Annotated in this window: 14 protein-coding genes; 7 read left to right on the forward strand and 7 right to left on the reverse strand. The window is 67.3% G+C overall.

Annotation, left to right across the window (positions count from 1 at the left end; all coding sequences use genetic code 11):
* Positions 1-20: 20 nt before the first annotated feature.
* Positions 21-3,182 (reverse strand): cytochrome P450, encoded by a 3,162-nt coding sequence (locus ABDV78_RS08780; protein WP_343527009.1) that lies wholly within the window; start codon positions 3,180-3,182, stop codon positions 21-23.
* Between the two features lie 224 nt (positions 3,183-3,406).
* On the opposite strand from ABDV78_RS08780, the gene ABDV78_RS08785 reads away from it, so the two are divergent.
* Together ABDV78_RS08785 and ABDV78_RS08790 are read left to right on the forward strand one after the other, a co-directional pair.
* Positions 3,407-4,021, forward strand: a complete 615-nt coding sequence (locus ABDV78_RS08785) for a TetR/AcrR family transcriptional regulator (protein WP_343527010.1) — start codon at positions 3,407-3,409, stop codon at positions 4,019-4,021.
* Positions 4,022-4,101: 80 nt separating this feature from the next.
* The gene (locus ABDV78_RS08790; RefSeq protein WP_343527011.1) at positions 4,102-5,340 is read left to right on the forward strand and encodes an MFS transporter; all 1,239 of its coding nucleotides are present in this window, start codon (positions 4,102-4,104) and stop codon (positions 5,338-5,340) included.
* Here ABDV78_RS08790 and ABDV78_RS08795 read toward each other — a convergent pair.
* The gene (locus tag ABDV78_RS08795) at positions 5,301-6,371 is read right to left on the reverse strand and encodes a LacI family DNA-binding transcriptional regulator (protein WP_343527012.1); all 1,071 of its coding nucleotides are present in this window, start codon (positions 6,369-6,371) and stop codon (positions 5,301-5,303) included. The genes ABDV78_RS08790 and ABDV78_RS08795 overlap by 40 nt on opposite strands.
* 271 nt (positions 6,372-6,642) lie before the next feature.
* On the opposite strand from ABDV78_RS08795, the gene ABDV78_RS08800 reads away from it, so the two are divergent.
* The 5 genes from ABDV78_RS08800 (at position 6,643) to ABDV78_RS08820 (ending at position 15,573) form a co-directional block, all read left to right on the forward strand.
* A complete protein-coding gene (locus tag ABDV78_RS08800; RefSeq protein WP_343527013.1) occupies positions 6,643-8,898 on the forward strand; it encodes a beta-glucosidase in 2,256 nt (751 codons plus the stop codon).
* A 136-nt stretch (positions 8,899-9,034) separates the two neighbouring features.
* Positions 9,035-12,286 carry a TonB-dependent receptor gene (locus ABDV78_RS08805; RefSeq protein WP_343527014.1) on the forward strand — a complete coding sequence of 1,084 codons (3,252 nt, stop codon included), beginning with the start codon at positions 9,035-9,037 and terminating at the stop codon, positions 12,284-12,286.
* Between the two features lie 59 nt (positions 12,287-12,345).
* Positions 12,346-13,050, forward strand: coding sequence for a SapC family protein (locus tag ABDV78_RS08810; protein WP_343527015.1), 705 nt, complete (start codon positions 12,346-12,348; stop codon positions 13,048-13,050).
* Positions 13,043-14,083, forward strand: a complete 1,041-nt coding sequence (locus ABDV78_RS08815) for a cupin-like domain-containing protein (RefSeq protein WP_343527016.1) — start codon at positions 13,043-13,045, stop codon at positions 14,081-14,083. Before ABDV78_RS08810 ends, ABDV78_RS08815 begins: the two co-directional genes overlap by 8 nt.
* Positions 14,080-15,573 (forward strand): tryptophan halogenase family protein, encoded by a 1,494-nt coding sequence (locus ABDV78_RS08820; protein ID WP_343527017.1) that lies wholly within the window; start codon positions 14,080-14,082, stop codon positions 15,571-15,573. The genes ABDV78_RS08815 and ABDV78_RS08820 overlap by 4 nt, the downstream gene beginning before the upstream one ends.
* Positions 15,574-15,605: 32 nt before the next feature.
* On the opposite strand, the gene ABDV78_RS08825 is transcribed toward ABDV78_RS08820, so the two are convergent.
* Genes ABDV78_RS08825 through ABDV78_RS08845 form a run of 5 tightly spaced genes read right to left on the reverse strand, consistent with a single transcriptional unit; the run spans position 15,606 to position 20,519 of the window.
* Complete coding sequence (locus ABDV78_RS08825) at positions 15,606-17,027, reverse strand: efflux transporter outer membrane subunit (RefSeq protein ID WP_343527018.1); 1,422 nt, start codon at positions 17,025-17,027, stop codon at positions 15,606-15,608.
* The gene (locus ABDV78_RS08830) at positions 17,024-17,917 is read right to left on the reverse strand and encodes an efflux RND transporter periplasmic adaptor subunit (RefSeq protein WP_343527019.1); all 894 of its coding nucleotides are present in this window, start codon (positions 17,915-17,917) and stop codon (positions 17,024-17,026) included. The genes ABDV78_RS08825 and ABDV78_RS08830 overlap by 4 nt, the downstream gene beginning before the upstream one ends.
* 4 nt (positions 17,918-17,921) lie before the next feature.
* Positions 17,922-18,146, reverse strand: coding sequence for a DUF1656 domain-containing protein (locus ABDV78_RS08835; RefSeq protein ID WP_343527020.1), 225 nt, complete (start codon positions 18,144-18,146; stop codon positions 17,922-17,924).
* A complete protein-coding gene (locus tag ABDV78_RS08840) occupies positions 18,143-20,152 on the reverse strand; it encodes an FUSC family protein (protein WP_343527021.1) in 2,010 nt (669 codons plus the stop codon). Before ABDV78_RS08840 ends, ABDV78_RS08835 begins: the two co-directional genes overlap by 4 nt.
* A gap of 4 nt (positions 20,153-20,156) precedes the next feature.
* A complete protein-coding gene (locus ABDV78_RS08845) occupies positions 20,157-20,519 on the reverse strand; it encodes a MarR family transcriptional regulator (RefSeq protein WP_343527022.1) in 363 nt (120 codons plus the stop codon).
* Positions 20,520-20,860 lie beyond the last annotated feature (341 nt).

Consider the following 20,860-nt stretch of genomic DNA (forward strand, 5'->3'; position numbering starts at 1 on the left):
ATGCACGGTGGATCGCGCCCTCAGGCATAGATGTCGGCGACATAGCGTATCCCCTCCCGCTCGATCCTTTCCGCCCAGGCGAGCGCATCGGCCTGGCTGGCATGGGTCTCGGCCTGATAGATTCGGATGAAGGTGTCGCGCACCGCCGGAGCCATGTGTTCGCCATCGCCGCACAGCAGCACACGCGCGCCGGCGCGGAACAGCGCGGCGATGTCGGCGCGATCGCGCCAGATGGCATCCTGGACATAGGCGACGCCCTCCTCCACCGTTGCGGAAAAGGCCATGCGCAGGCGCACCACGTCGGCGGCCTGCCAGCGCTCCAGTTCGTCCCGATACAGAAAGTCGGTGTCTGGATCACGGACGCCGAAGAACAGCAGGGCTGGGCCCAGCGTTTCGCCACCCGCCTTGCGCGCTTCGCGCTCCTGAAGAAAGCCGCGGAACGGCGCGATGCCGCTTCCCGCGCACACCATGATCACCGGCGCGGTCGGATCGGGGGGCAGATGGAACCCCGCCTGGCTCGGCCGTACCGCCACGCCGAGCGTATCGCCTTCTTTCAGACGGGCGAGGAAGGAGGAGGCCACCCCCTGGTGCAGCCGGTCGGCTCCCATCGCGGGGGCCGCCAGCACCGATACCGTCAGCGCGCATCGCCTGGGGTCGATCATCGGCGAAGAGGCGATCGAATATTGCCGCGCCCGCATCGGCGGAAGCGCCGCGATGAAGGCGCCCAGCGCCATGTCGGCCGACGCGAAGCGCTCGAGCAGGTCGAGCAGCGTCACCCGGCGCGCCGCGACCTCGGCGGCATGGACATCCTCCTGCGCCAGCCGCTCGGCCGCCTGGCGTTCCGGCGGGCAGGCGATGGCGGCGGCCAGCGCCGCGACCTGTCCGCGCGTCGCGGGCTGTTGCAACTCCAGATAGTCGGCGAACAGCGTCTCCGCCGCGACAGGCTGGTCGACCGGCAGCGCCGAGGGCACGCCGGGGCCGCCACGCACGATCACCTCTGCATCCGGCGCAAGGCCAAATCGCGCGAGCGCCCGCCGCACCGTCTCTGGTGGATTGCTCGGCAGGACCGCAAGATAATCGCCGGACCGATAGGTCATGCCCGCGGGCAGTGCGATCTCGATATGCCGTTTCGACCGGGCACCGGGTTTGCGCATGTCGACCAGTTCGCGATTGACCAGCACCGTGCCGCGTTGCAGTTCATCGAGCTTGAGCGTGCGTTCGCGCGTGCCGCGTCGCACCTCGACGTCAATCCGGGGCTGCGCCTGGATCAGCGGTTGCCGGCCCTGGGACGCCGCGAGCGAGGGCCAGAGATCGGCGTACCAGCTCTCGAAAGCACCGAACAGGTCGCCGGCGGCATCGCCTTCGCCACGCGGCAGCAGCGGCTGCGCTCCGGCTTTGGCCAGCCCCGCATCGACCCGCTTGGGGATGGCCTGCCAGGTGCGGGCCCATTGGCGATTGCCGCACCCGAATACCGCATAGCGTCGTCCCGCCAGTGCATCGCCGGACAGGCGCTCCAGCCAGGCGACGAAACGCGTGGCATTGTCGGGCGGTCGCCCCTCATAGGAGGCGGTGGTGACGATCAGGGGGACGCCGTCGGGAAGGCCGGAGGCATAATCGTCCAGCGGCGCGACGGTCGCCGCATAGCCTTGCGCGGCGGCATCCGCGCCGATCCGCTGCGCAAAGGCCTCGCAGGTGCCGGTGTTGCTGCCATAGAGGATCAGCAGCGGGCCATTGTCGCCGGAATCCGGCATGGATGGCGAGGAAAGGGGACGCACTGCGGTGCTCGGCGCGCCGCTGACGATGTGCCGGATCGGACGTTCCCGCCGCCGCGCATGGATATGAAGGTTGGCGGGTTTCAGCGTCAGCGTCTCGCTGACCACCAGTTTATAGTCGCGGTCGGCGAGGCTTAAGTCGAAACGCTGGAGCATCATCGCCATGACAAGGATCGCTTCCTGCATGGCGAAACTGCGCCCTATGCACGCGCGCTGGCCGTTGCCGAACGGCTTCCACGCATGGGGCGGCAGCTTGGCGGCGGCGTCGGGCGCGAACCGCTCCGGCCGGAACGCCTCCGGCTCGTCCCATACGCTCGGGTCCCGGTGGAGTACCGGCGTCAGGATCAGCAGCGTGTCGTCCGGCGTGACCCGGTAGCGGCCACCGATCGTCGTCGCCGCGCGCGGGTGAACGCCGAAAGCGGGCGCGGTCGGCCAGAGCCGCAGCGTCTCCTGCAAGACCTGCTCGACATAGGTCAGCCGCCCGATATCGTCGACCGTCGCTACGCCATCGCCGAGCACCTCGTCGACCTGCGCCCGTGCCCTGGCGAGCACCTCTGGATGGGTGAGCAGCAGCCAGGTCGCGAAGCTGAGCAGGCCGCTGGTCGTCTCATGCCCGGCGACCAGGAAGGTGATCATCTGATAGCCGATATTCTCGCGGCTCAGCATCTCGCCGGTTTCGGGGTCGCTGGCGGTCAGCATACGATCCAGCAGATCGCCGCGTTCGCCCAGGCGCGGGTCGCGATGGCGATCCTCGATCAATCGGTCCGAGACGTCGCGCAGGATCTTGATATCGGCCTCGAACCGGCGGTTGCGCAGCAGCATCAACTTGCCCGCGCCCGGCGGAAGACGCGACCGCCGCCCCGATTCCTCGAGCGCGCCCACCATCGCCGCGACAAAGGGGTGCATCGCGTCCTGGTAGAAGCTGTTGAAGCGATAATCGAAGGCGCACAGCGCGATGGTGTCGAGCGTCAGCCGGGTCATGTTGTCGGCCACGTCGATGGTCGCGCTCTCGCCGAAACGCTCCCACCGCACCATCATCTGTTCCGCGATGTCGGACATGCGGTCGAACATCGCGCGAAGCCCGAGCGGCCCGAAGGCGGGCATCAGCAGGCGGTGTGCCTTGCCCCAATTGGGCTCTTCGTCATGGGCGGTGAACAAGCCGTCCCCGCCGACATAGCGTGCCTCCTGCAACGGTCGGTGCAGCGCTTTCTGGAAACGGCTCTCGTCGCACAATTCTTCCGTGAGAGCCTGGCTGCCCACGATCACCAGGCCGCGCCCGAACATCTCGATGCGGAACAGCGAGCCATGCTCGCGGGCGAGGCGCATCAGGCTTTGGACGGGGGCCTTGGGATCAAGCTCGGCGATGTTGCCGATCAGGGGATAGCCTTTGGGTTGCGGAATGGTGGCCATGGTTCAGCGCCTCCGGGTCATGATGGCGACATCGACGATCGACCGGCCGCGCATTTTCTGCCTCGCGGGGCCGATCTGCGGCACCGCGGCAATGGCGGGCGGGCGGTTATGTCGATGACCCATCGGTTTGCTCCTCATGCGAGATGTAGGAACGGGAAACGAAAATGGAAACCCATTGGTTTCCGGGGGTGCGTTTTCCTTTGGAATCGGCGTATTCGACGAGGATGAACGAAGCGCTTTCCACCGACTGCCTTCCACCGCGCCTCCTGGAAAGCGCACGGGCCGAATTCGGACGTCATGGCTTCGCCAAGGCCAATGTCGGGCGGATCGCGGCGGCGGCGATGATGTCGAAGAAGACGATCTATCGCCACGTGGCGTCGAAGGAGGCGCTGCTGTTCGCGGTCATCCGCGCGGTCGTGGGGGAGCTTGCGGCGGCGGCCGGGCCGCCCGCGCCCCAGGCGCCGCCGAGGGTCTGGCTGACCGGATATCTGACGGCCTTTGCGGGGCTCGCCTTCTCCGATGAAGGCATAACATCCTACAGGCTGGTGATGAGCGAAGGCGCGCAGTTTCCCGATGTCGCGCGCATCTATATCGAGACGGTCAAGACCTATGGGATCAGGCCGCTGGCCGACCAGCTCGCCGCCTATGCCTCGGTCGGGCGGATGGCCATCGACGAACCGGAGGGCACGGCGATGATGCTGGTATCCATGGTCGTGGCCGACGCACTGCGCGACGCCGCTCTCGGCTTGTCGTCGCCGCCGGTTGGCGCGGCCTTGCGAACGCTCATCGACCGCGCGGTCACGATCTTTCTTGGCGGTGTCGTCTCGAACGTGGTTTGATCCCAGGGTGGAAGATGGCGGGCGGGATGGCTTATGACGGGCGATGTGAAGTCCATCAGGATGGAGTGATGAACGCCCCTATGTCCCCTGACGCTGCGCATGACCGGATCGCGGCACGGCTGTTCCGCCTGTCGCTGGGTGTATTCTTCATCGGTGGTTTCGTGGCGTCGTCGGTCAGCTTGCTGGTGCCGCGCGTCCGTCTGGCCTGGGGGCTGGGATATGGGGAGGCGGGGGCGATACAATTCGCGTCCTTTTCGAGCTATCTGGTGTTCGCCATTCCGGTGGCCGCCTTTGTCGGGCGGCGCGGCTATATGCGGGCCAGCGCGGTGGGGCTGGCCGTCATGGCGATGGGCTGCGCGCTGCTGATCGTCGGGCTGGGGGGGCAGCGTTATGCGACCTTGCTGAGCGCGCTGCTCTGCATCGCGACGGGTGCCACCTTTCTTCAGATCGCGGGCAATAACGTCATGGCGATGGTCGGCGATCCGCGCCGGGCGGCGGCGCGCCTGAACCTGTTGCAGGGGTTCAACTCGCTGGGCACGGTCGTCGGCCCGCTGATTGGTGCGACGACGCTGATCCCCGCCACGCCCGGCGGTCGAGACAGCGCCGCCTCGCCGGCGCTCTCCTTCGGCTTTGCCGCATTGGTGCTGGCGGCGCTCGCCTGGGGTTTCGCGCGTGATCGGGATCTGTTGCGCGGGCTGGATTCGGGCGCGCCCGCCAGTCTCGGCGGAGCATGGCGCTTCGCCTTGCGCGACCGCCGTTTGCAGGGAGGCGCGATCGCCATCTTCGCCTATGTCGGCGCGGAGGTGACGATCGGCGCGTTGCTGACCGATTTCCTGATGACGCCACATGCGGCGGGCTGGCCGCCGGTCGTCGCGGCGCGGCTCGTCGCGCTTTATTGGGGTGGGGCGATGGTGGGGCGCTTCGTCGGCGCCGCGCTGCTCCGCCATGTGCCCCCGGCGCGGCTGCTGGCCATGGCGGCGGCGATCGCGCCGGGCCTGGTGCTGTGCGCCGTGATGGGAAGCGGCTGGCCCGCCGCCGCCGCCCTGCTGGCGGTCGGGCTGGTCAATTCGATCATGTATCCGACCATCTATGTGCTCGCCCTGCCGCCCCAGGCCGATCGCGCCCCGGCGGGTGGGATGGTGCTGTGCGTCGCAGTCGTAGGGGGGGCGATCGTGCCGCTGCTGACGGGGCTGCTCGCCGATCGCCTGGGACTGGTGCCCGCCCTGCTGCTGCCCGGACTATGTTATCTGCCAGTGCTGGGATTCGCGCTCATCAGCCGTCAATCGGCACACGAACTGGCCCTGACGATCAGTTCATAGGGCAGTTCCAGCGCGGCCATTCCACCTTCTTGATCAGGGTGGCGATCCGCCAGCAGGCTGACGGCCGCGGCGGCCATCTCGGCATTGGGTTGCCGGATGGTGGTCAGTTGCGGCCAGGCCATGCGCGCGAGCTGGGCGTCGTCGAACCCGGCGATGGCCAGCGCCTGCGGCACCGCGACCTGGGCCCGCATCGCGGCGACCATCACGCCCAGCGCCATTTCGTCGTTGCTGGCGAAGATCGCGCTGGGGCGGCGGGGCGCGCCGAGCAGGGCCTCGGCGGCGACGATGCCCGACCGAAAGGTGAAATCCCCCTGGACCACCATGGAGTCGTCGCAGTCGATACCGGCGGCATGCAGCGCATCCTGGAAGCCCAGCCAGCGACGCTGCGCGGAAGTATGGCCGGGATTGCCCTTGATGAAGGCGATGTCGCGGTGGCCGATCGCCAGCAGATGCTCGGTCATGGTTCGCGCCGCCGCCCGATCGTCCATCCAGACGCGCGGCGTGCGGTCGACATCGGTGCCCGGCGCGACCCGGACCACGGGGACGCCATGCCGCTCGAATATCGCGATCAGGGCTTCGCAGTCGCAGATCGGCGGCGTCAGGATCGCGCCGCCGAGCTTCAGGCCACGCAGGCTTTCGTCCAGCCGCTCCTGCCAGTCTGCAAGGTCGAGCGCCACCGTCTCGATGACCACATGGCGGCCGAGCCCCCGCGCGCGTTCGAGGGCGCCGAGCAACACGTCATTGGCATAGCTGCACGCCGGGTCGTCGAAGAACAGCCCGATTAGGAAAGACCGGGCGCTCGACAGGCCGCGCGCAAAGGCATTGGGCTGGTAATTCATCTCCGCCACGACGCGGGTCACCGTTTCGCGCACCTCGGGCCGGACATGGGCTTCGCCATTGATGACGCGCGAAACGGTCTTGGGGGAAACGCCGGCCTTCCGAGCCACGTCTTTGATGGTAAGCGCCTTCATGGGGAGACATCCGGTCGACAGACAAAGGGCGGCAAGGCGGAACGGCCCTACCGGGGACATGCGCGAAACGAGGACGGGATCGTCGCATATCGTCTATCTTACGCGATCCGGGTCGGTCCACAATGTCCGGCTTCGGCTACGCCGCTGACTGTCAGGTGGGTGAGGGGCTTCCCCGCCGAATGACCGTTGACACCGATGTCATCCTCGCTGAACATGCAAGGCGAAAACGGGATAACCGGGAGAGGATCATCATGCCGATTCAGCATGTTGCGCAGCATGTCGTGCCTGACGCACCCAACCGCTGTCCCAAACCGTCTGTTCGGAGGATGTCATGACCCGTCGCCTCGCCCTTATCGTGGCGCTTCTCGCCGGAGCCACCCCTGTTGCTTTATCGGCCCAGCAAGCGGCCACGCAGCCCGTCGACGGCGCATGGCGCGACAGGCAGGCATCCGCCGTGGACCGAGCACGCGCGCTGGTGAAGGCGATGACGCGGGAGGAGAAGCTGCGCTACGTGCACGGCCTGTTCCCGCCGATGACCAAGGAGCGTCATGCCGACATGATCCCTTCGGCGGGCTATGTGCCCGGCGTGCCGCGCCTCGGCATCCCGACGCTGCGCGAAAGCGATGCGAGCCTGGGCGTCGCCAATCAGGTCGAACAGCGCAAGGGCGACACCGCCACCGCGCTGCCCTCCAGCCTGGCGACGGCGGCCAGCTTCGATCCCGCCATCGCCTATGCGGGGGGCGCGATGATCGGGGCGGAGGCGCGTGCCAAGACCTTCAACGTGCTGCTGGCGGGCGGCGTGAACCTGACGCGCGATGCGTGGAACGGGCGCAACTTCGAATATCTGGGCGAGGATCCGCTGCTGGCCGGGATCATGGCGGGGGAATCGATCCGGGGCGTCGAATCCAACCACATCGTCTCCACGGTCAAACACTATGCGCTGAATTCCCAGGAGACGGGACGCAATATCCTGGATGCGCGGATCGACGAGAAGGCGTTGCGCGAAAGCGATCTGCTCGCCTTCAAGATCGCGATCGACGGCGGCAAGCCGGGATCGGTCATGTGCGCCTATAACAAGGTCAATGGCGACTATGCCTGCGAGAACCGCTTCCTGCTGACCGACGTGTTGCGTGACGAATGGCGCTATCCCGGTTTCGTCATGAGCGATTGGGGCGGGGTGCATTCGACCGAAAAGGCGGCGCTGGCTGGGCTGGACCAGGAATCCGGGCAGGAACTCGACAAGCAGATCTTCTTCGGACGGCCGCTCGCCGATGCGGTGGCGGCCGGGCGCGTGCCCGAGGCGCGACTGGACGAGATGGTCACGAGGATCCTGACCGGCGTGATCGCCAGCGGGCTTTACGACAATCCGACGCCCGCCACCGCGCGGCCGATCGACTATGCCGCCCATGCGGAGGTGGCCCAGCGCGCGGCCGAGGCGGGAATCGTCCTGCTGAAGAACGATCGTGACATATTACCGCTGGCGGCGACGGCGAAGCGCATCGTCCTGATCGGCGGCCATGCCGATGTCGGCGTGCTGTCGGGCGGCGGATCGAGCCAGGTGCGATCGGTCGGCGGCGCGCCGATCGAAATTCCGCTGACCAAGGGGGCGGCGGCCTCGTTCGCCCGCATCACCTATCACGCCTCCTCGCCGCTGCGTGCGATCCGGGCACTGGCACCGGGCGCGCAGGTGACGTTCGTCGATGGCCGCGATCCGGCCGCTGCCGCCGCCGCTGCCAAAGCGGCGGATGTCGCGATCGTCTTCGCCACCCAGTGGCAGACCGAGGCGCAGGATGCGGTTTCCCTGTCGCTGCCCGATGGCCAGGACGCGCTGATCGCCGCGGTCGCCAGGGCCAATCCGCGCAGTGTCGTGGTGCTGGAGACGGGCGGGCCGGTGTTGATGCCCTGGATGGGCGAGGTCGCCGGGATCGTCCAGGCCTGGTATCCCGGGCAGCGCGGCGGCGAGGCGATCGCGCGCGTCTTGTTCGGTCAGGTCGATGCCTCAGGCCGCCTGCCGATCAGTTTCCCGCGCACGCCCACGCAACTTCCCCGACCGCATCCGGTGCTGCCCGCCGGCGTCACCGCACTGACCGACGCGTCGAGCAATGCGGGCGTGGTCGACACCGGCGATCTCGCCCCCTTTCCAGTCGACTATTCGGAAGGAAGCAATGTCGGCTATCGCTGGTACGCCGCGCGGGGCGACCGCCCGCTTTTCCCCTTTGGCTATGGCCTCAGCTATTCCCGGTTCCGCTTTGGCGCCGCGCGCTTCACCGGCGGCGCGAGCCCGGCGGTGGAGGTGCCCGTCACCAATGTCGGCAAGCGTCGGGCCGTCGTCGTGCCGCAGCTTTATGTGACCGGCACCGGGCAGGGGCCGCTTCGCCTCGTGGGGTTCCAGCGCCTGACGCTGGCACCCGGCGAGACGCGGCGCGTGGCGATCGCGGCCGATCCGCGCATCATGGCGCGGTGGACCGCGGGCAGCGGCTGGGCGACCGCGCCGGGCCGCTATCGCCTGACGCTCGCCACCGATGCGCAAAGCCCGGTCGCGAGCGGCGAGGTGAGTGTGGCGGCGGGAGCACAGTCGCCCGGTTGATTGACCGGGCACCACCCCGGCGCGGCATTTTGATTGACACCGATGTCGGTCGGTATAGCAATGACATACGAGAACATAATCGACCGACGCGATCGGTGAAAACGCGGCGCAAATACGCCGCAAAGGGAGAGGTGGGATGAAAGGGAAGACGCTTGCGCGCGTGCTTGTGCGCTCGACATCGGTATGGGGCCTGACGGCGGGATTGCTGATGGCCTCGCAGGGCCAGGCGCAGACCGCGCCGATGGATCCGCAACAGGGCACGCCCCAGGCCGATACGGCCGGCCAGACCCCGCCGCCGGGCGAAGCCAGCCCCTCCAATCCCCAGCCGGACGCCACCCCCGCCGACATCGTCGTGACCGGCGTTCGTGCCTCTCTGGAACGCTCCATCGCGATCAAGCGCGATGCCAATGGCGTGGTCGATGCGATCAGCGCCGAGGATATCGGCAAGTTCGCCAACACCAATCTGGCGGAATCGCTTCAGCGGATCACCGGCGTTTCGATCGACCGACGCAATGGCGAAGGCTCGACCGTCACGGTGCGCGGCTTTGGCGCGCAATATAACCTTGTCACGCTCAACGGTCGCCAGTTGGCGACGTCCAACATCGTCGCGGTCGGCGGCGACCAGGGCGGCGACGGCGCGGGCGGGTTCGGGCGCTCGTTCGACTTCTCCAACCTGGCCTCGGAGGGGGTGAAGACGCTGGAGGTCTACAAGACCGGCCGCGCGGCCATCCCGTCGGGGGGCATCGGCGCGACGATCAACGTCGTCAGCCGCCGTCCGCTCGACGCCGCCGAAAGCGGGCTGGTCGGGTCGCTGGGCGTCAAGGGCAGCTATGACAACAGTTCGGCCGACTGCATCGATTGCGGCGCGCGCGTCACGCCCGAGGCGTCGGGCACGGCAAGCTGGTCCGACAGCGAACAGCGGTTCGGCGTGTCGGTGTTCGGCAGCTATCAGAAGCGCAATTTCAGCTTCGCCAGCGTCGCGCCGGACAATTGGAACATCCGCTCGCTCAATGACTTTCTGAACCCCGCCAACGGGTTCGTGAACGCGGCGACCAAGATCAACAACCGGCCGACCGGCAATCCGCTGGTGTCGGTGCCCAACGACTTCCGCTATCACTTCTCCGAGGCGAGCCGCGAGCGGATCAACGGGCAGGCGATCCTGCAATTCCGCCCGACCGACACGCTGACCTTCACCGCCGACGGCCTTTATGCGCAGCTTCGCCAGTCGGAACGCCGGTCGAGCCAGTCCAACTGGTTCAACCGCCCGTTCAGCGAGGTGACATTCGACGATGCCAGCAACGGCATCGCGACCACCCAGTTCCTGGCCGAGACGATCAACGGCGTGAAGGACGCCGCCTATGAACAGGCGTATCGCGCGCAGAAGAACAAGCTGTACGATGTCGGCGGCAATATTGAATGGAAGCCGAGCGACCGCTTCACCCTGTCGGTCGACGGCCATTTCGGCGAGGCGCAAAGCTCGCCCGACAATCCCAACGGTCAGACCTCGACCACCGTCGCGATCAACGCGCCGGTCGTTACCGGGCATACGCTGCGCTGGACCGACAACGGCTTCCCGCAACAGACGCTGGCGATCAACGACGGCACGCTGAGCACCACGCCGACCGGCCAGCCTTTCATCAAGGGCAACAACAACGGCATCCTGGACGTGGGCGATCTGGCCAGCGCGGTGCAGCGCCAGTTCGCCTCCAACCAGACGCAGCGCATCAGGGAACTGCGCACCGACGCCTCATGGGATTTCACCGACCAGATTCGGTTCGACGCGGGCGCGGATTACCGCACCACGACAACGCGCCAGACCCAGTATAACACGCGACAGGTACTGGGCGACTGGGGCAATTCGCTGCCGCCCGATGTCGCGCGGCTGGCGCCGGGGCAGGTCTTCCAGTTCTGCAACACCTGCAAGTTCGAGCATAACAACCCGAATGCCGATGCGAACACCCAGATCGCCTTCCGCACCGAGGATGCGACCAAGCTCTACAACACCCTCTACAACTATTATATCGGCGTGACGAACGACGGTGTCGATCACCGCAACAATATCGATGCCAACAGCGACAATTCGGTGCGCGAGAATATCTGGTCCGGCTATCTCCAGGGGAGCTGGAACGGGCAGGTCTTCGGCCGCAATGCGCAGGTCGTGGCGGGGATCCGCTATGAGAATACCAAGGTGCGCGCGGTGTCGTTGCAGCCGGTGCCGCTGGCGATCGTCTGGACCGCCGACAACGACTTCGTGGTCCAGAACAGCACCGACCAGCAGGCGATCTCCGCACGGGGATCGTACAGCAACTGGCTGCCCGCGGTGGATGCCAAGATCGAGGTGATGCACAATCTGTTCGCCCGCGCCTCGTACAGCAAGACGATCTCGCGTGCGCCTTACGGCAATCTCTTCGCCTCGACGGGTGTCGGTGCGCCGGGGCGGCCGACCGCGATCGGCGGCATCGCGACGGGGTCGGCCAACAATACCGGCCTGCTCCCGCTGTCATCCGACAATATCGACGTGTCGGTCGAATGGTATCCGCGCCGGGACGTGTTCCTGTCGGCGGGCTTCTTCGACAAGCGGGTGCACAACTTCATCGGCAACACGGTGGTCAACCGCAACCTGTTCGGCCTGCGCGATCCGACCTCGGGGCAGGCGGGCACCCGTTCGGGCACGGCGCGCGAGCAACTGACCAATACGTTCGGCGCGGATATCACCGACGTCAACCTGTTCACCTATACCGCGTTGCTTCAGCAGAGCGGCGGCAATGTCGCCGCGGCCAACGCGCAGTTCGCGGCCAATTACAACACGCAGAGCCGCGCGCTGAACCAGGGTTTCGTCGACTCGATCCTCAGCCAGGTCGATATCAGCCCCAATGCCAGCGATCCGTTGTTCAACTTCGCGGTGAACACGCCGATCAACAATCGCGATGCGCATATCTATGGCGTCGAACTGGCGGGCCAGTATTTCCTGGGCAATACCGGCTTCGGCGTCGCGGCCAGCTATACGCTGGTCCGGGGCAATATCGGTATCGACATCGCCGCCGATCCCAGCGTCAACACCTTTGCGCTGGTCGGACTGTCCGACACCGCCAATGCCACGTTGATCTACGACAAGAACGGCATCTCCATGCGCCTCTCCTACAACTGGCGCGACAAGTTCCTGAGCGATATCAACCGTGGTGGCGATCGTAACCCGGTGTTCACCGCGCCCTATGGCCAGCTCGACCTGTCGATGAGCTTCGACCTGACGCCGCGCTTCGCGCTCGGCTTCGAGGCGATCAACCTGACCGAGGAGGGCGTTCGGACCTATGGCCGCGACCGTATGAACACCTGGTATCTGGCGGAGGGCTCCGCCCGCTATCTGGTCGGCGCGCGGTACCGCTTCTGATTCACGGAACTCGGAAGGCCGCTGCCCCCCGGCGGTCTTCCGGGTATAGTAAGGCGATCATGGCCGCATCCGTCCTGCTCAACAATGTCGACCATCGTGACCTGCGCGTCGCGATCGGTCATCACGCGCGCTTCGGCGATGCGATCAACCAGACCCGCGTGTTTCCCGCCGAATATGAGGAGCTTCAGCGCGAATATGCGATCCTGTTGCGCCGCGACGAGGGCGGGGCGCTCTACGCCACGGTGCTGCTGGGCCTCGATCCAGACGAGAATCTGTTCCTGGAGGGCGAGCATTGGGACGCGCGCTACATCCCCGCGACACGGGCGCGGGGGCCTTTTTCAATCGGCCATGACGCGGGCGGCGAGCCGATGGTCTATGTCGATCCCGATCATCCCCGGCTGACCCCCGACGGGGTGCCGGTGTTTCGCGAACATGGCGGCAACGCGCCGCTGCTCGACCATGTCTCCGCCATGCTGCAACGGATCTATGCGGGATTGCAGACCGAGCGCGCGCTGTTCGATGCGCTGGAGGCGGCGGGGCTGCTGACGCCAGCCGTGCTGCAACTCGATCTGGACGAGGGGCGACGGTATAATGTGCCCGACTGCCTGACCATCGACACCGCCCGACTGGCGGGGCTGGAGGCTGGCGCGCTTGGCGATCTCCATGCCCGGGACCATCTGCGGCCTGCGCTGTGGATCGCGTCCTCGCTGGGCAATCTCGGGCATCTGATCGATCGCAAGCTGCGCCGCGACGCGCATGGCTGATCGCTTGCCCGTGACGCGAACCGTTCGCGAGGTGACGGGCACCGGCGCGCCGGACCTTGCCGCGCTGGTCGCGCTCGACGAACCGGTGGTCCTGCGCGGCCATGCGGCGGATTGGCCCTTGGTCCGCGCGGGGCTGGGTTCGGCGCGTGCCGCTGCCGATTATGTGTTGCGCTTCGATGGTGGGCGACCGGTGACCGGCTATATCGGCGCGCCGGAGATCCAGGGGCGTTTCCATTACGATGCCACCGCGACCGCGCTGAATTTCCAGGCGCAGTCCTTTGCGCTGCGCGACTTCCTGGCGCGGCTGCTGGCCGAAGGGGATGGGCCGGCGGGGACGGGCGCTTCGCTCTACATGGGGTCGACCGATCTCGACGCCTATCTGCCCGGCTTTCGGGCCGAGAATGATCTGGTGCCGCCCGACGGCCTGTTCGCGCGCCATCCCCCGCTCGCCAGCATCTGGATCGGCAACCGCACCATCGCCTCCGCGCATTATGACATGGCGAACAATGCCGCGATCTGCGCGGTGGGGCGGCGGCGCTTCACCCTGTTCCCGCCCGACCAGATCGGCAATCTCTATCCTGGGCCGCTGGCGCCCACACCGGGCGGCCAGGTGGTGAGCATGGTCGATATCGCCCGGCCCGACCTCGACCGTCATCCCCGTTTCGCGGAGGCCGTCGCCCATGCCCAGGTGGCGGAACTCGAACCCGGCGACATGCTGGTCTATCCCGCCTTGTGGTGGCACCATGTCGAGGCGCTCGACGGGTTCAACATCCTGGTGAACTATTGGTGGAATGCCGCACCGGACTTCCTCGACACGCCGATGGATACGGTGATGCACGCGATCCTGTCGCTGCGCGATCGACCGCCGGCGGAGAAGCGGGCCTGGCGTGCGATCTTCGACCATTATGTCTTTGGTGATGCGGCGGCCGTGACCGCGCATCTGCCCGCCGCCGTGCATGGCCCGCTTGCCCCGCTCGATGCGCAGAATGCGCGTCGCCTTCGTGCCTATCTGCTCCACAGGCTGAACCGATGAACGATCCGTCCCGTCCGACCCGCGTCGTCATCGCGGGGGGCGGCACCGCAGGGTGGCTGGCTGCGACGGCCCTGGTGCGCCAGCTCGGTCCGCTGGTCGAGGTCACGCTGGTCGAATCCGACGAGATCGGGACCGTCGGTGTGGGGGAGTCCACCATTCCGACCGCTCGCAGCTTCCACGCCTTTCTGGGGATCGACGAAGCGGCGTTCATGAAAGCGACGCAAGCGACCTTCAAGCTGGGCATCGCATTCGAGAACTGGCACCGGATCGGAGCGCGCTACTTCCACCCCTTCGGAACGGTCGGACGCTCGGTCGCGATCGCGGACTTCCAGCATTTCTGGCTGGAGGCCAGGCGGCACGGCTTTGGCGGGGCCTATACCGACCATTCGCTGGAGGCGCGCGCCGCGGCGGAAGGGCGGTTCGCGCGGACCGAGGCGGAGACGCTGGCCTATGCCTATCATCTCGATGCGACCGCCTATGCGCGGTTCCTGCGCGCCATCGCGGAGCCCGCCGGGGTGCGCCGGGTTGAGGGGCGGATCACCGATGTCGAGCGAAATGGAGACAGCGGCGCAATCGCCGCGCTGCATCTGGCGGCGGGTGACCGGATCGCGGGCGACCTGTTCCTCGACTGCACCGGCTTTCGCGCGCTGCTGGCCGAGGGGGCGCTGGCGACGGGTTTCGAGGACTGGAGCGAATGGCTCGCCTGCGACCGCGCGCTGGCGGTGCAGACCGAGGCGGTTCGCCCGCCCGTCCCCTATACCCGCGCCATCGCGCACGAAGCGGGCTGGCGCTGGCAGATCCCGCTCCAGACACGCCTCGGCAACGGGCTGGTCTATGCCAGCGCGCATATGAGCGATGACGAGGCGATGGCCACCCTGCTCAACGGGATCGAGGGGCGGCCTTTGTTCGATCCTCGCCCCTTGCGCTTTCGGGCCGGGATGCGGCGGCAGGCGTGGAACCGCAACTGCGTGGCGCTGGGGCTGGCGGCCGGGTTCATCGAGCCGCTGGAATCAACCAGCATCCATCTCGTCATGATCGCGGTGATGCGCCTGATCCAGTGTTTCCCCTTTCAGGGTAACGAGAGCGGGGCACTGGCCGCGCGGTTCAATGCGCAGTCCCGCCATGAATGGGAGCATATCCGCGACTTCATCATCCTGCATTACGTCCAGACGGAGCGCGCGGACTCGCCTTTCTGGCGACGATGTGCCGCGATGCGCGTGCCCGACAGCCTGGCGCATCGCATCGCGCTGTTCGCCGAGAGTGCCGGGGCCTGGCAGGGGCAGGACGATCTGTTCCGGGTCGATTCCTGGGTGTCGGTGATGCTGGGGCAGGGGCTGATGCCCCGCGCGTACCACCGGATCGCGCGGATGCTGTCCGAACAGGCGCTGCGCGAGTCACTGGAAGGGCTGGATCGCCAGTTGACGCAGCAACTCCGCGCCATTCCTCCTCATGCGGAATTTCTTCAACGCTATTGCGCGGCGGGCACCTGAGTCGTCTGCCGGGGTGAGGGGGCGGATTGATCCTACGCCTGCCAACCGCCCCCCAATGCCAGGAAGAGCTGCACCTGATCGGCGGCCAGGCGGCTGTCGGCGGCGGCCAGCGTCTGCTCGGCCCCGATCAGCGTGCGCTGCGCATCGAGGACGGGCAGGAAGCCCGTGCGCCCGGCCTTGAACAGTCGCTGGGCATCGCTTGCCGCGCGCGCGGACTGGTCGCGCGCGGCGCGCAATGCGGCGCGGCGATCGAGATCGCGAGCGTACACGGTCAGCGCGGTTTCGGTCTCGCGCAGGGCGCCGAGCACCGTTCCGTCGAATCGGGCATAGGCTGCATCGGCCTCCGCCTGAGCGCTGGCGATGCGCGCACGCACCCGCCCACGGTTCGGGAATTCCCAGCCGATCAGCGGGCCAAGCGAGAATTTGTACGTGTCGCTGGCCAGCGCATTGCGCAGCAGGCCCACCGACCCGGCCGATGCGCCAAGGGTGATGCGGGGATAGAGTTCGGCCTCCGCGACTCCGATCCTGGCCGTGGCCGCGTGCAACTCCAGCTCGGCACGGCGCACATCAGGGCGCCGCCGCAGCAGGGCCGCGCCGTCACCGATCGGAATCGGCCGGTCGAGATGGGGCTCCTGCGTGCAGGCCGCGACGGTGCGGTCGAACTCGGCGGGGGGACGGCCGGTCAGCGTCGCGAGACGGAACAGCGCGACCTGCTTGGCGGCGAGTAAGCCCGGCAAAGCGGCGCGGACCTGTTCCTCCTGCGCCCGCGATCTGGTCGCGTCGAGGGCGATGCCGCGTCCGGCGCGGATCATCCGCCGCGTCAGGTCGGTCGTGCGCGATTGCAGCGCCACCGCCTGCTGCGCGACGCCGATCTCCCGGCCCGCGGTGCAGGCATCGAGATAGGCGCGGGTCGTATCCGCCACCACGGTCGCGCGCGTCGCGTCATAGGCGGCCTGCGTGGCCGCGACGTCCGCTCCGGCCGCTTCGATGGCGCGCTTGACCTGCCCGGCCAGGTCGACCTGGTAGGAGATGCCGGCGCGTGCCGAATAGACGAAGGCCGGGGGCAGCGGGCCGCCGGACAGCAACTCTTCCTCCGCCGATCGCTGTGCATAGCCGGGCGCGGCATCGATCTGCGTCTGCGGCTTGCGAGCGTCCTCGGCGAGCCCGAGCGCGGCGTTCGCCCGCGCGATGTTGGCGCTGGCGACGCGCAGGTCGGTATTGTGCGCAAGCGCGTTCTCGACCAGCCGGTCGAGCACCGGATCGCTGTACAGCTTCCACCAGTGATCCGGCAGCGGCGCAGGCGTGAAGGCCGCCGCGTCGCCGCTGACAAAGCCACCCGTCGCGCTGGCGCTCTCCGCGATGGCCGTGGCGGGCCTGTGATAATCGGGCCCCGCCGTGGTGCAGCCCGCGAGCAGCGCCACCGTCAGGGAAGGGGCAAGCGCGCGCAGTTTCATGCCCGCGCTCCCTGCGTGGGGGCCGGTTTCGCCGGGGGAAGCACCTCGACGGTCGCGGTACGGCCGACCACGAGTGCCGTCCCCACGGGCATCCGATCGATGGCGATGCGCACGGGAATGCGCTGCGCCAGCCGGACCCAACTGAAGGTCGGGTTCACATTGGCGAGCAGGTTTGCCCCCGAATTGCGGTCGCGATCCTCGATGCCGCCCGCGATGCTCTGGACATGGCCCGCAATCATGCCGTCGTCACCCATCAGGCGGACCTGCACGGGATCGCCGACCTGGATGCGGGCGAGCTTCGTCTCCTCGAAATAGCCGATGATGTGGAGCGAGCTATTGTCGATGATCGCAAATTCGGGATGGCCCGCGCTGGCATAGTCGCCGGGGCGCAGATCGAGGTTGGTGACCGTCCCCGCGACGCTGGCGCGGACCACCGTCCGGGCGAGGTTGAGGCGCGCGGTGTCCAGCGCCGTTCGCGCCTGTGCCAGCGCGGCGTCGAGCTGGGCGACCTTGGCCAGGCTCTGCTCCTGGACTTCACCGGCGACCAGATCGCCCAGCGACTGGTTGCGCCTCGCCTCGCGCCGGGCCTGGGCGAGTTGCACCTGCTGAGCGGCGACGGCGGCCTGCGCTTGTGCCACGGCCAGCCGGTAACGCGGCCGGTCGACCTCGAACAACGGCGTCCCGGCGGCCACCTGCTGATTGTCGTGGACCAGGACCGTGGTGATCAACCCGGACACGTCTGGCGCGACCTGGACAACATCGGCGCGGACACGCCCGTCGCGGGTCCAGGGATCCTCCTCGTAATGGGCCCACAGGCGTTGCCCGGCGAAGCCGGCAAGGGCGACGACGATCAGCGTCACGGCGACGCGCAGAAATGCAGTCTTCTTCATGTGCCTAACCGAAAAGCGCGGCCATGTTGCCGCCGTTGAGGAGCGAGGCGAAACCCGCCCAGAGGAGAATGGTGAGCGCCACGTCGAACAGGCCGCGATGCCAGACGAAGCGATAAAGCCGCATGCGTCCCAGCAGCCAGGCGATGGCCTCCGCGGCGATGAACGCCAAGATGGCTGTGATCACCAGCGGATGGACATAGACCCCGGCGAGATCGAACTCCCCCGTCATGCGGCCTCCTTCTGCATTTCCCAGGCCGGGGCCTCCGGGAAGAAGTTCCGCCGCAGCCCCGTCAGCGCGGCGAGTTCGTTCCACCGTGTCTCTGATACGGGCCTGTCGATCGCCGAGGCGATGGCCGCATCGATCCTGGCGAGCAGCGTGGATGCCGGCATCGCCGCCGTCTCGATGTCGCAGGTGCGGAAATGGGTCGCGATATCGCGCCGCAATGCCGCGATTTCCGCCGCATCGCCGACCGCGTCGGGTGCGAGCTGCGCCACATTCACCCCCACCCGCAAATCGCGCAGCGCCGCCATGCCGAAATCCCGATCCGCCCGGTCGACATCGCCCACCCGCGCGGCGAGCAGCCCCACGCGGTCGAGCATCCGGCTCTTCCATGTCGCGATCGCAAGGCTGGACGGACGAGAGGCGAGGTCGGCCAGTTCCCGCCAGCCGGCACGGCGCAACCGCCGAATGGCCGTTCCGGCGCCCAGACTACGGAAGAGCCGCGTGGTCACGATCGCGGCCGCGACCCCGACCAACTGGGCGATGCCGCCATTGAAGAAGCTGACCGGGTCCGCCGAGAAATTGTTGGTCAACGCCAGGCTACCCGCCAGCCCGATCATCATCGGCATCATCCGGCCATACCAATGCGGCAGCGCGAGCAGCACGCCGATGATCAGCAATGCCGGTGCCAGCACCAGCGTCAGCATTTCGAAGCTGTGCACCAGCGGAAGAAGCACGAAGAGGTAGAGCGCGGCCAGCGGCAGCGACACGGCGGTCCAGATCAGGAACCCGCGTTGTGCGGGAACTGGATCGTCCATCGTCGCGAAGAAACAGCATACGACCGCGGCGATCATCGCCGCGACCGCCCCTTCGGGCCATGCGGTGACGATCCAGAACGCGCAGCAGCCCAAAATCGCGATCGCGGTCGCCGCGGCGGACAGCAGCGCCAGGGCATAGTCCCGGTGAAGGGGGCGGCGCTGCCGTTCGCGCAGCAGGGTACGGACAGGCTCCGGCATCGGTGCATCGGGCGCCGTCGCCTGCGCGGCGACCTGCCGTGTCGTGTCGAGCGCTTCGACCAGTTCGCCGAGGCGCGCGAGCAGATTGGCGATCAGCAGACCGGACCATGTTTGCATGGGCTCGTCGGCGGCCAGTGCCTCGCAGCGTGCGACGAGCGCGGCAGGCGTGGCGCTGTCCGGCTCGCGGACCCAGCGGCGAACATCTTCGATCAGCGCGGACAAGGGGGCGGGGAGGGCGTCGATCGCGGCAAGGCTGCGTATACGATCCTCAACGGCGGAAACCAGAGGAAGCAACAGGACCAATCGGTCCTGCAGCGCCGCAAGCACCGCTTTGGTGGGGCGCTGCGCGGCGGTGTCGAACGGCACATGCGTCGCCATCACGTGCAGTTCCGTGACGTCCCCGGCCAGACGGCGTCGCTTGGCATCGGTGCGAGCCAGTGCCTCCGGGGCGAGAGAGTCGACGATCCAGCTCTCCGCCTCGTCCAGCACGGCCTGGATGCGCTTGCGGAGCAATGTCGTGACGCTGCGCGGCCAGACAACGGCGTGGATGATGGCGGCGCAGGTGACGCCGATACCGATTTCCTGCGCGCGTAGGATCGCGACCTGGAAGATCGTCTCCGGGTGGGTGACGCTCGGAAAGCCGACGAGCGCGGCAGTATAGCCGGCAAGCATGAACACATAGGAGCGCGGGGTCCGGTCGAGCAGCGAGATGAACTGGCAGCCCGCAACCCAGAGCGCGAGTGCAAGCGACAGCAGGATCGGCGCGTTGACCAGCCCGGGTATGAATATCACCGTGGCGGTTGCGCCGACGATCGTGCCGATGAGCCTGAACACCGCCTTGGAGCGCACCGCACCGCTTAGCGGCTGACTGGTGATGTAGACGGTCGCCATCGCCCAGAACGGTCGATCCAGCCCGAGCCGGAACGATATGAAGAGCGCGAGCATCGCCGCCGCGAAGCAATTGACGGAGAAGACCGCCTCCCGCACGCCGATCTGCACGCGCTCACTCCGTCTCGGACGCAGCGATCGCCTGGCCAAGCCGCTCCAGCACGCTGATCGCGATGGCGAGATCGTCGGCCGGGATGCCGGCGAAGAGCGCGGACCGGATTTGCGTGGAGCGGACTTCCGCCTGCGCGGCGAGGGCGCGGCCCGCCGGTGTGAGATGGATCGTCTTGGCGCGCTTGTCGGTGGCATCGGCGCGCCGTTCGCCAAGCCCCGCCCGTTCGATCTGATCGACAAGGGGGACGACCGACGGGCCTTCCACGCCTAGCTGCTCTGCCAGCATGCCCTGGCGCACGCCATCCTCCATGCGACCGAGCAACATCACCGCCAGACCGGACGAGTGCGAAAGCGACAGCCCTGCCAAGGCACGATCGAGGTGCCGCCTATAGGTGCGGGCCAGTGGGATCAGTGTGGTCGCTAACCGGCGTTCAAGTTGGGTTCGGGAAGGGGGCATGACGGAAGATAGTTAGCTATCTATCTAATGTAATGCAAATCCTTTTGCGGGCTCCTTCTGTGGGCAGGCGCGATCGGCTGGAACTCGGCATTTCAATTATTTTCTGAAAATCCAAAATTCGCGCTTGACCGTAATGGAGGTGGGGCCTAGAGGGGTTTCACCGCGACGGAGCGGGCTGCTGCGGCGGCCTGGGTGTTGGCGGTACTGGCATTGAGATGCTGGCGCACGGAAGTTTCTAGGCCGGGAGGTTT

Source organism: Sphingomonas sp. (assembly GCF_039594485.1).
Taxonomy (GTDB): Bacteria; Pseudomonadota; Alphaproteobacteria; order Sphingomonadales; family Sphingomonadaceae; genus Sphingomonas.

Bases quoted from the DNA above. Each gene is read 5' to 3' on its own strand.
- ABDV78_RS08800 (WP_343527013.1), top strand. From the start codon at position 6,643: ATGACCCGTCGCCTCGCCCTTATCGTGGCGCTTCTCGCCGGAGCCACC.
- ABDV78_RS08785 (WP_343527010.1), top strand. From the start codon at position 3,407: ATGAACGAAGCGCTTTCCACCGACTGCCTTCCACCGCGCCTCCTGGAA.
- ABDV78_RS08825 (WP_343527018.1), bottom strand. From the start codon at position 17,027: ATGAAACTGCGCGCGCTTGCCCCTTCCCTGACGGTGGCGCTGCTCGCG.
- ABDV78_RS08815 (WP_343527016.1), top strand. From the start codon at position 13,043: ATGGCTGATCGCTTGCCCGTGACGCGAACCGTTCGCGAGGTGACGGGC.
- ABDV78_RS08780 (WP_343527009.1), bottom strand. From the start codon at position 3,182: ATGGCCACCATTCCGCAACCCAAAGGCTATCCCCTGATCGGCAACATC.
- ABDV78_RS08830 (WP_343527019.1), bottom strand. From the start codon at position 17,917: ATGAAGAAGACTGCATTTCTGCGCGTCGCCGTGACGCTGATCGTCGTC.
- ABDV78_RS08795 (WP_343527012.1), bottom strand. From the start codon at position 6,371: ATGTCCCCGGTAGGGCCGTTCCGCCTTGCCGCCCTTTGTCTGTCGACC.
- ABDV78_RS08790 (WP_343527011.1), top strand. From the start codon at position 4,102: ATGTCCCCTGACGCTGCGCATGACCGGATCGCGGCACGGCTGTTCCGC.
- ABDV78_RS08810 (WP_343527015.1), top strand. From the start codon at position 12,346: ATGGCCGCATCCGTCCTGCTCAACAATGTCGACCATCGTGACCTGCGC.
- ABDV78_RS08820 (WP_343527017.1), top strand. From the start codon at position 14,080: ATGAACGATCCGTCCCGTCCGACCCGCGTCGTCATCGCGGGGGGCGGC.
- ABDV78_RS08805 (WP_343527014.1), top strand. From the start codon at position 9,035: ATGAAAGGGAAGACGCTTGCGCGCGTGCTTGTGCGCTCGACATCGGTA.
- ABDV78_RS08835 (WP_343527020.1), bottom strand. From the start codon at position 18,146: ATGACGGGGGAGTTCGATCTCGCCGGGGTCTATGTCCATCCGCTGGTG.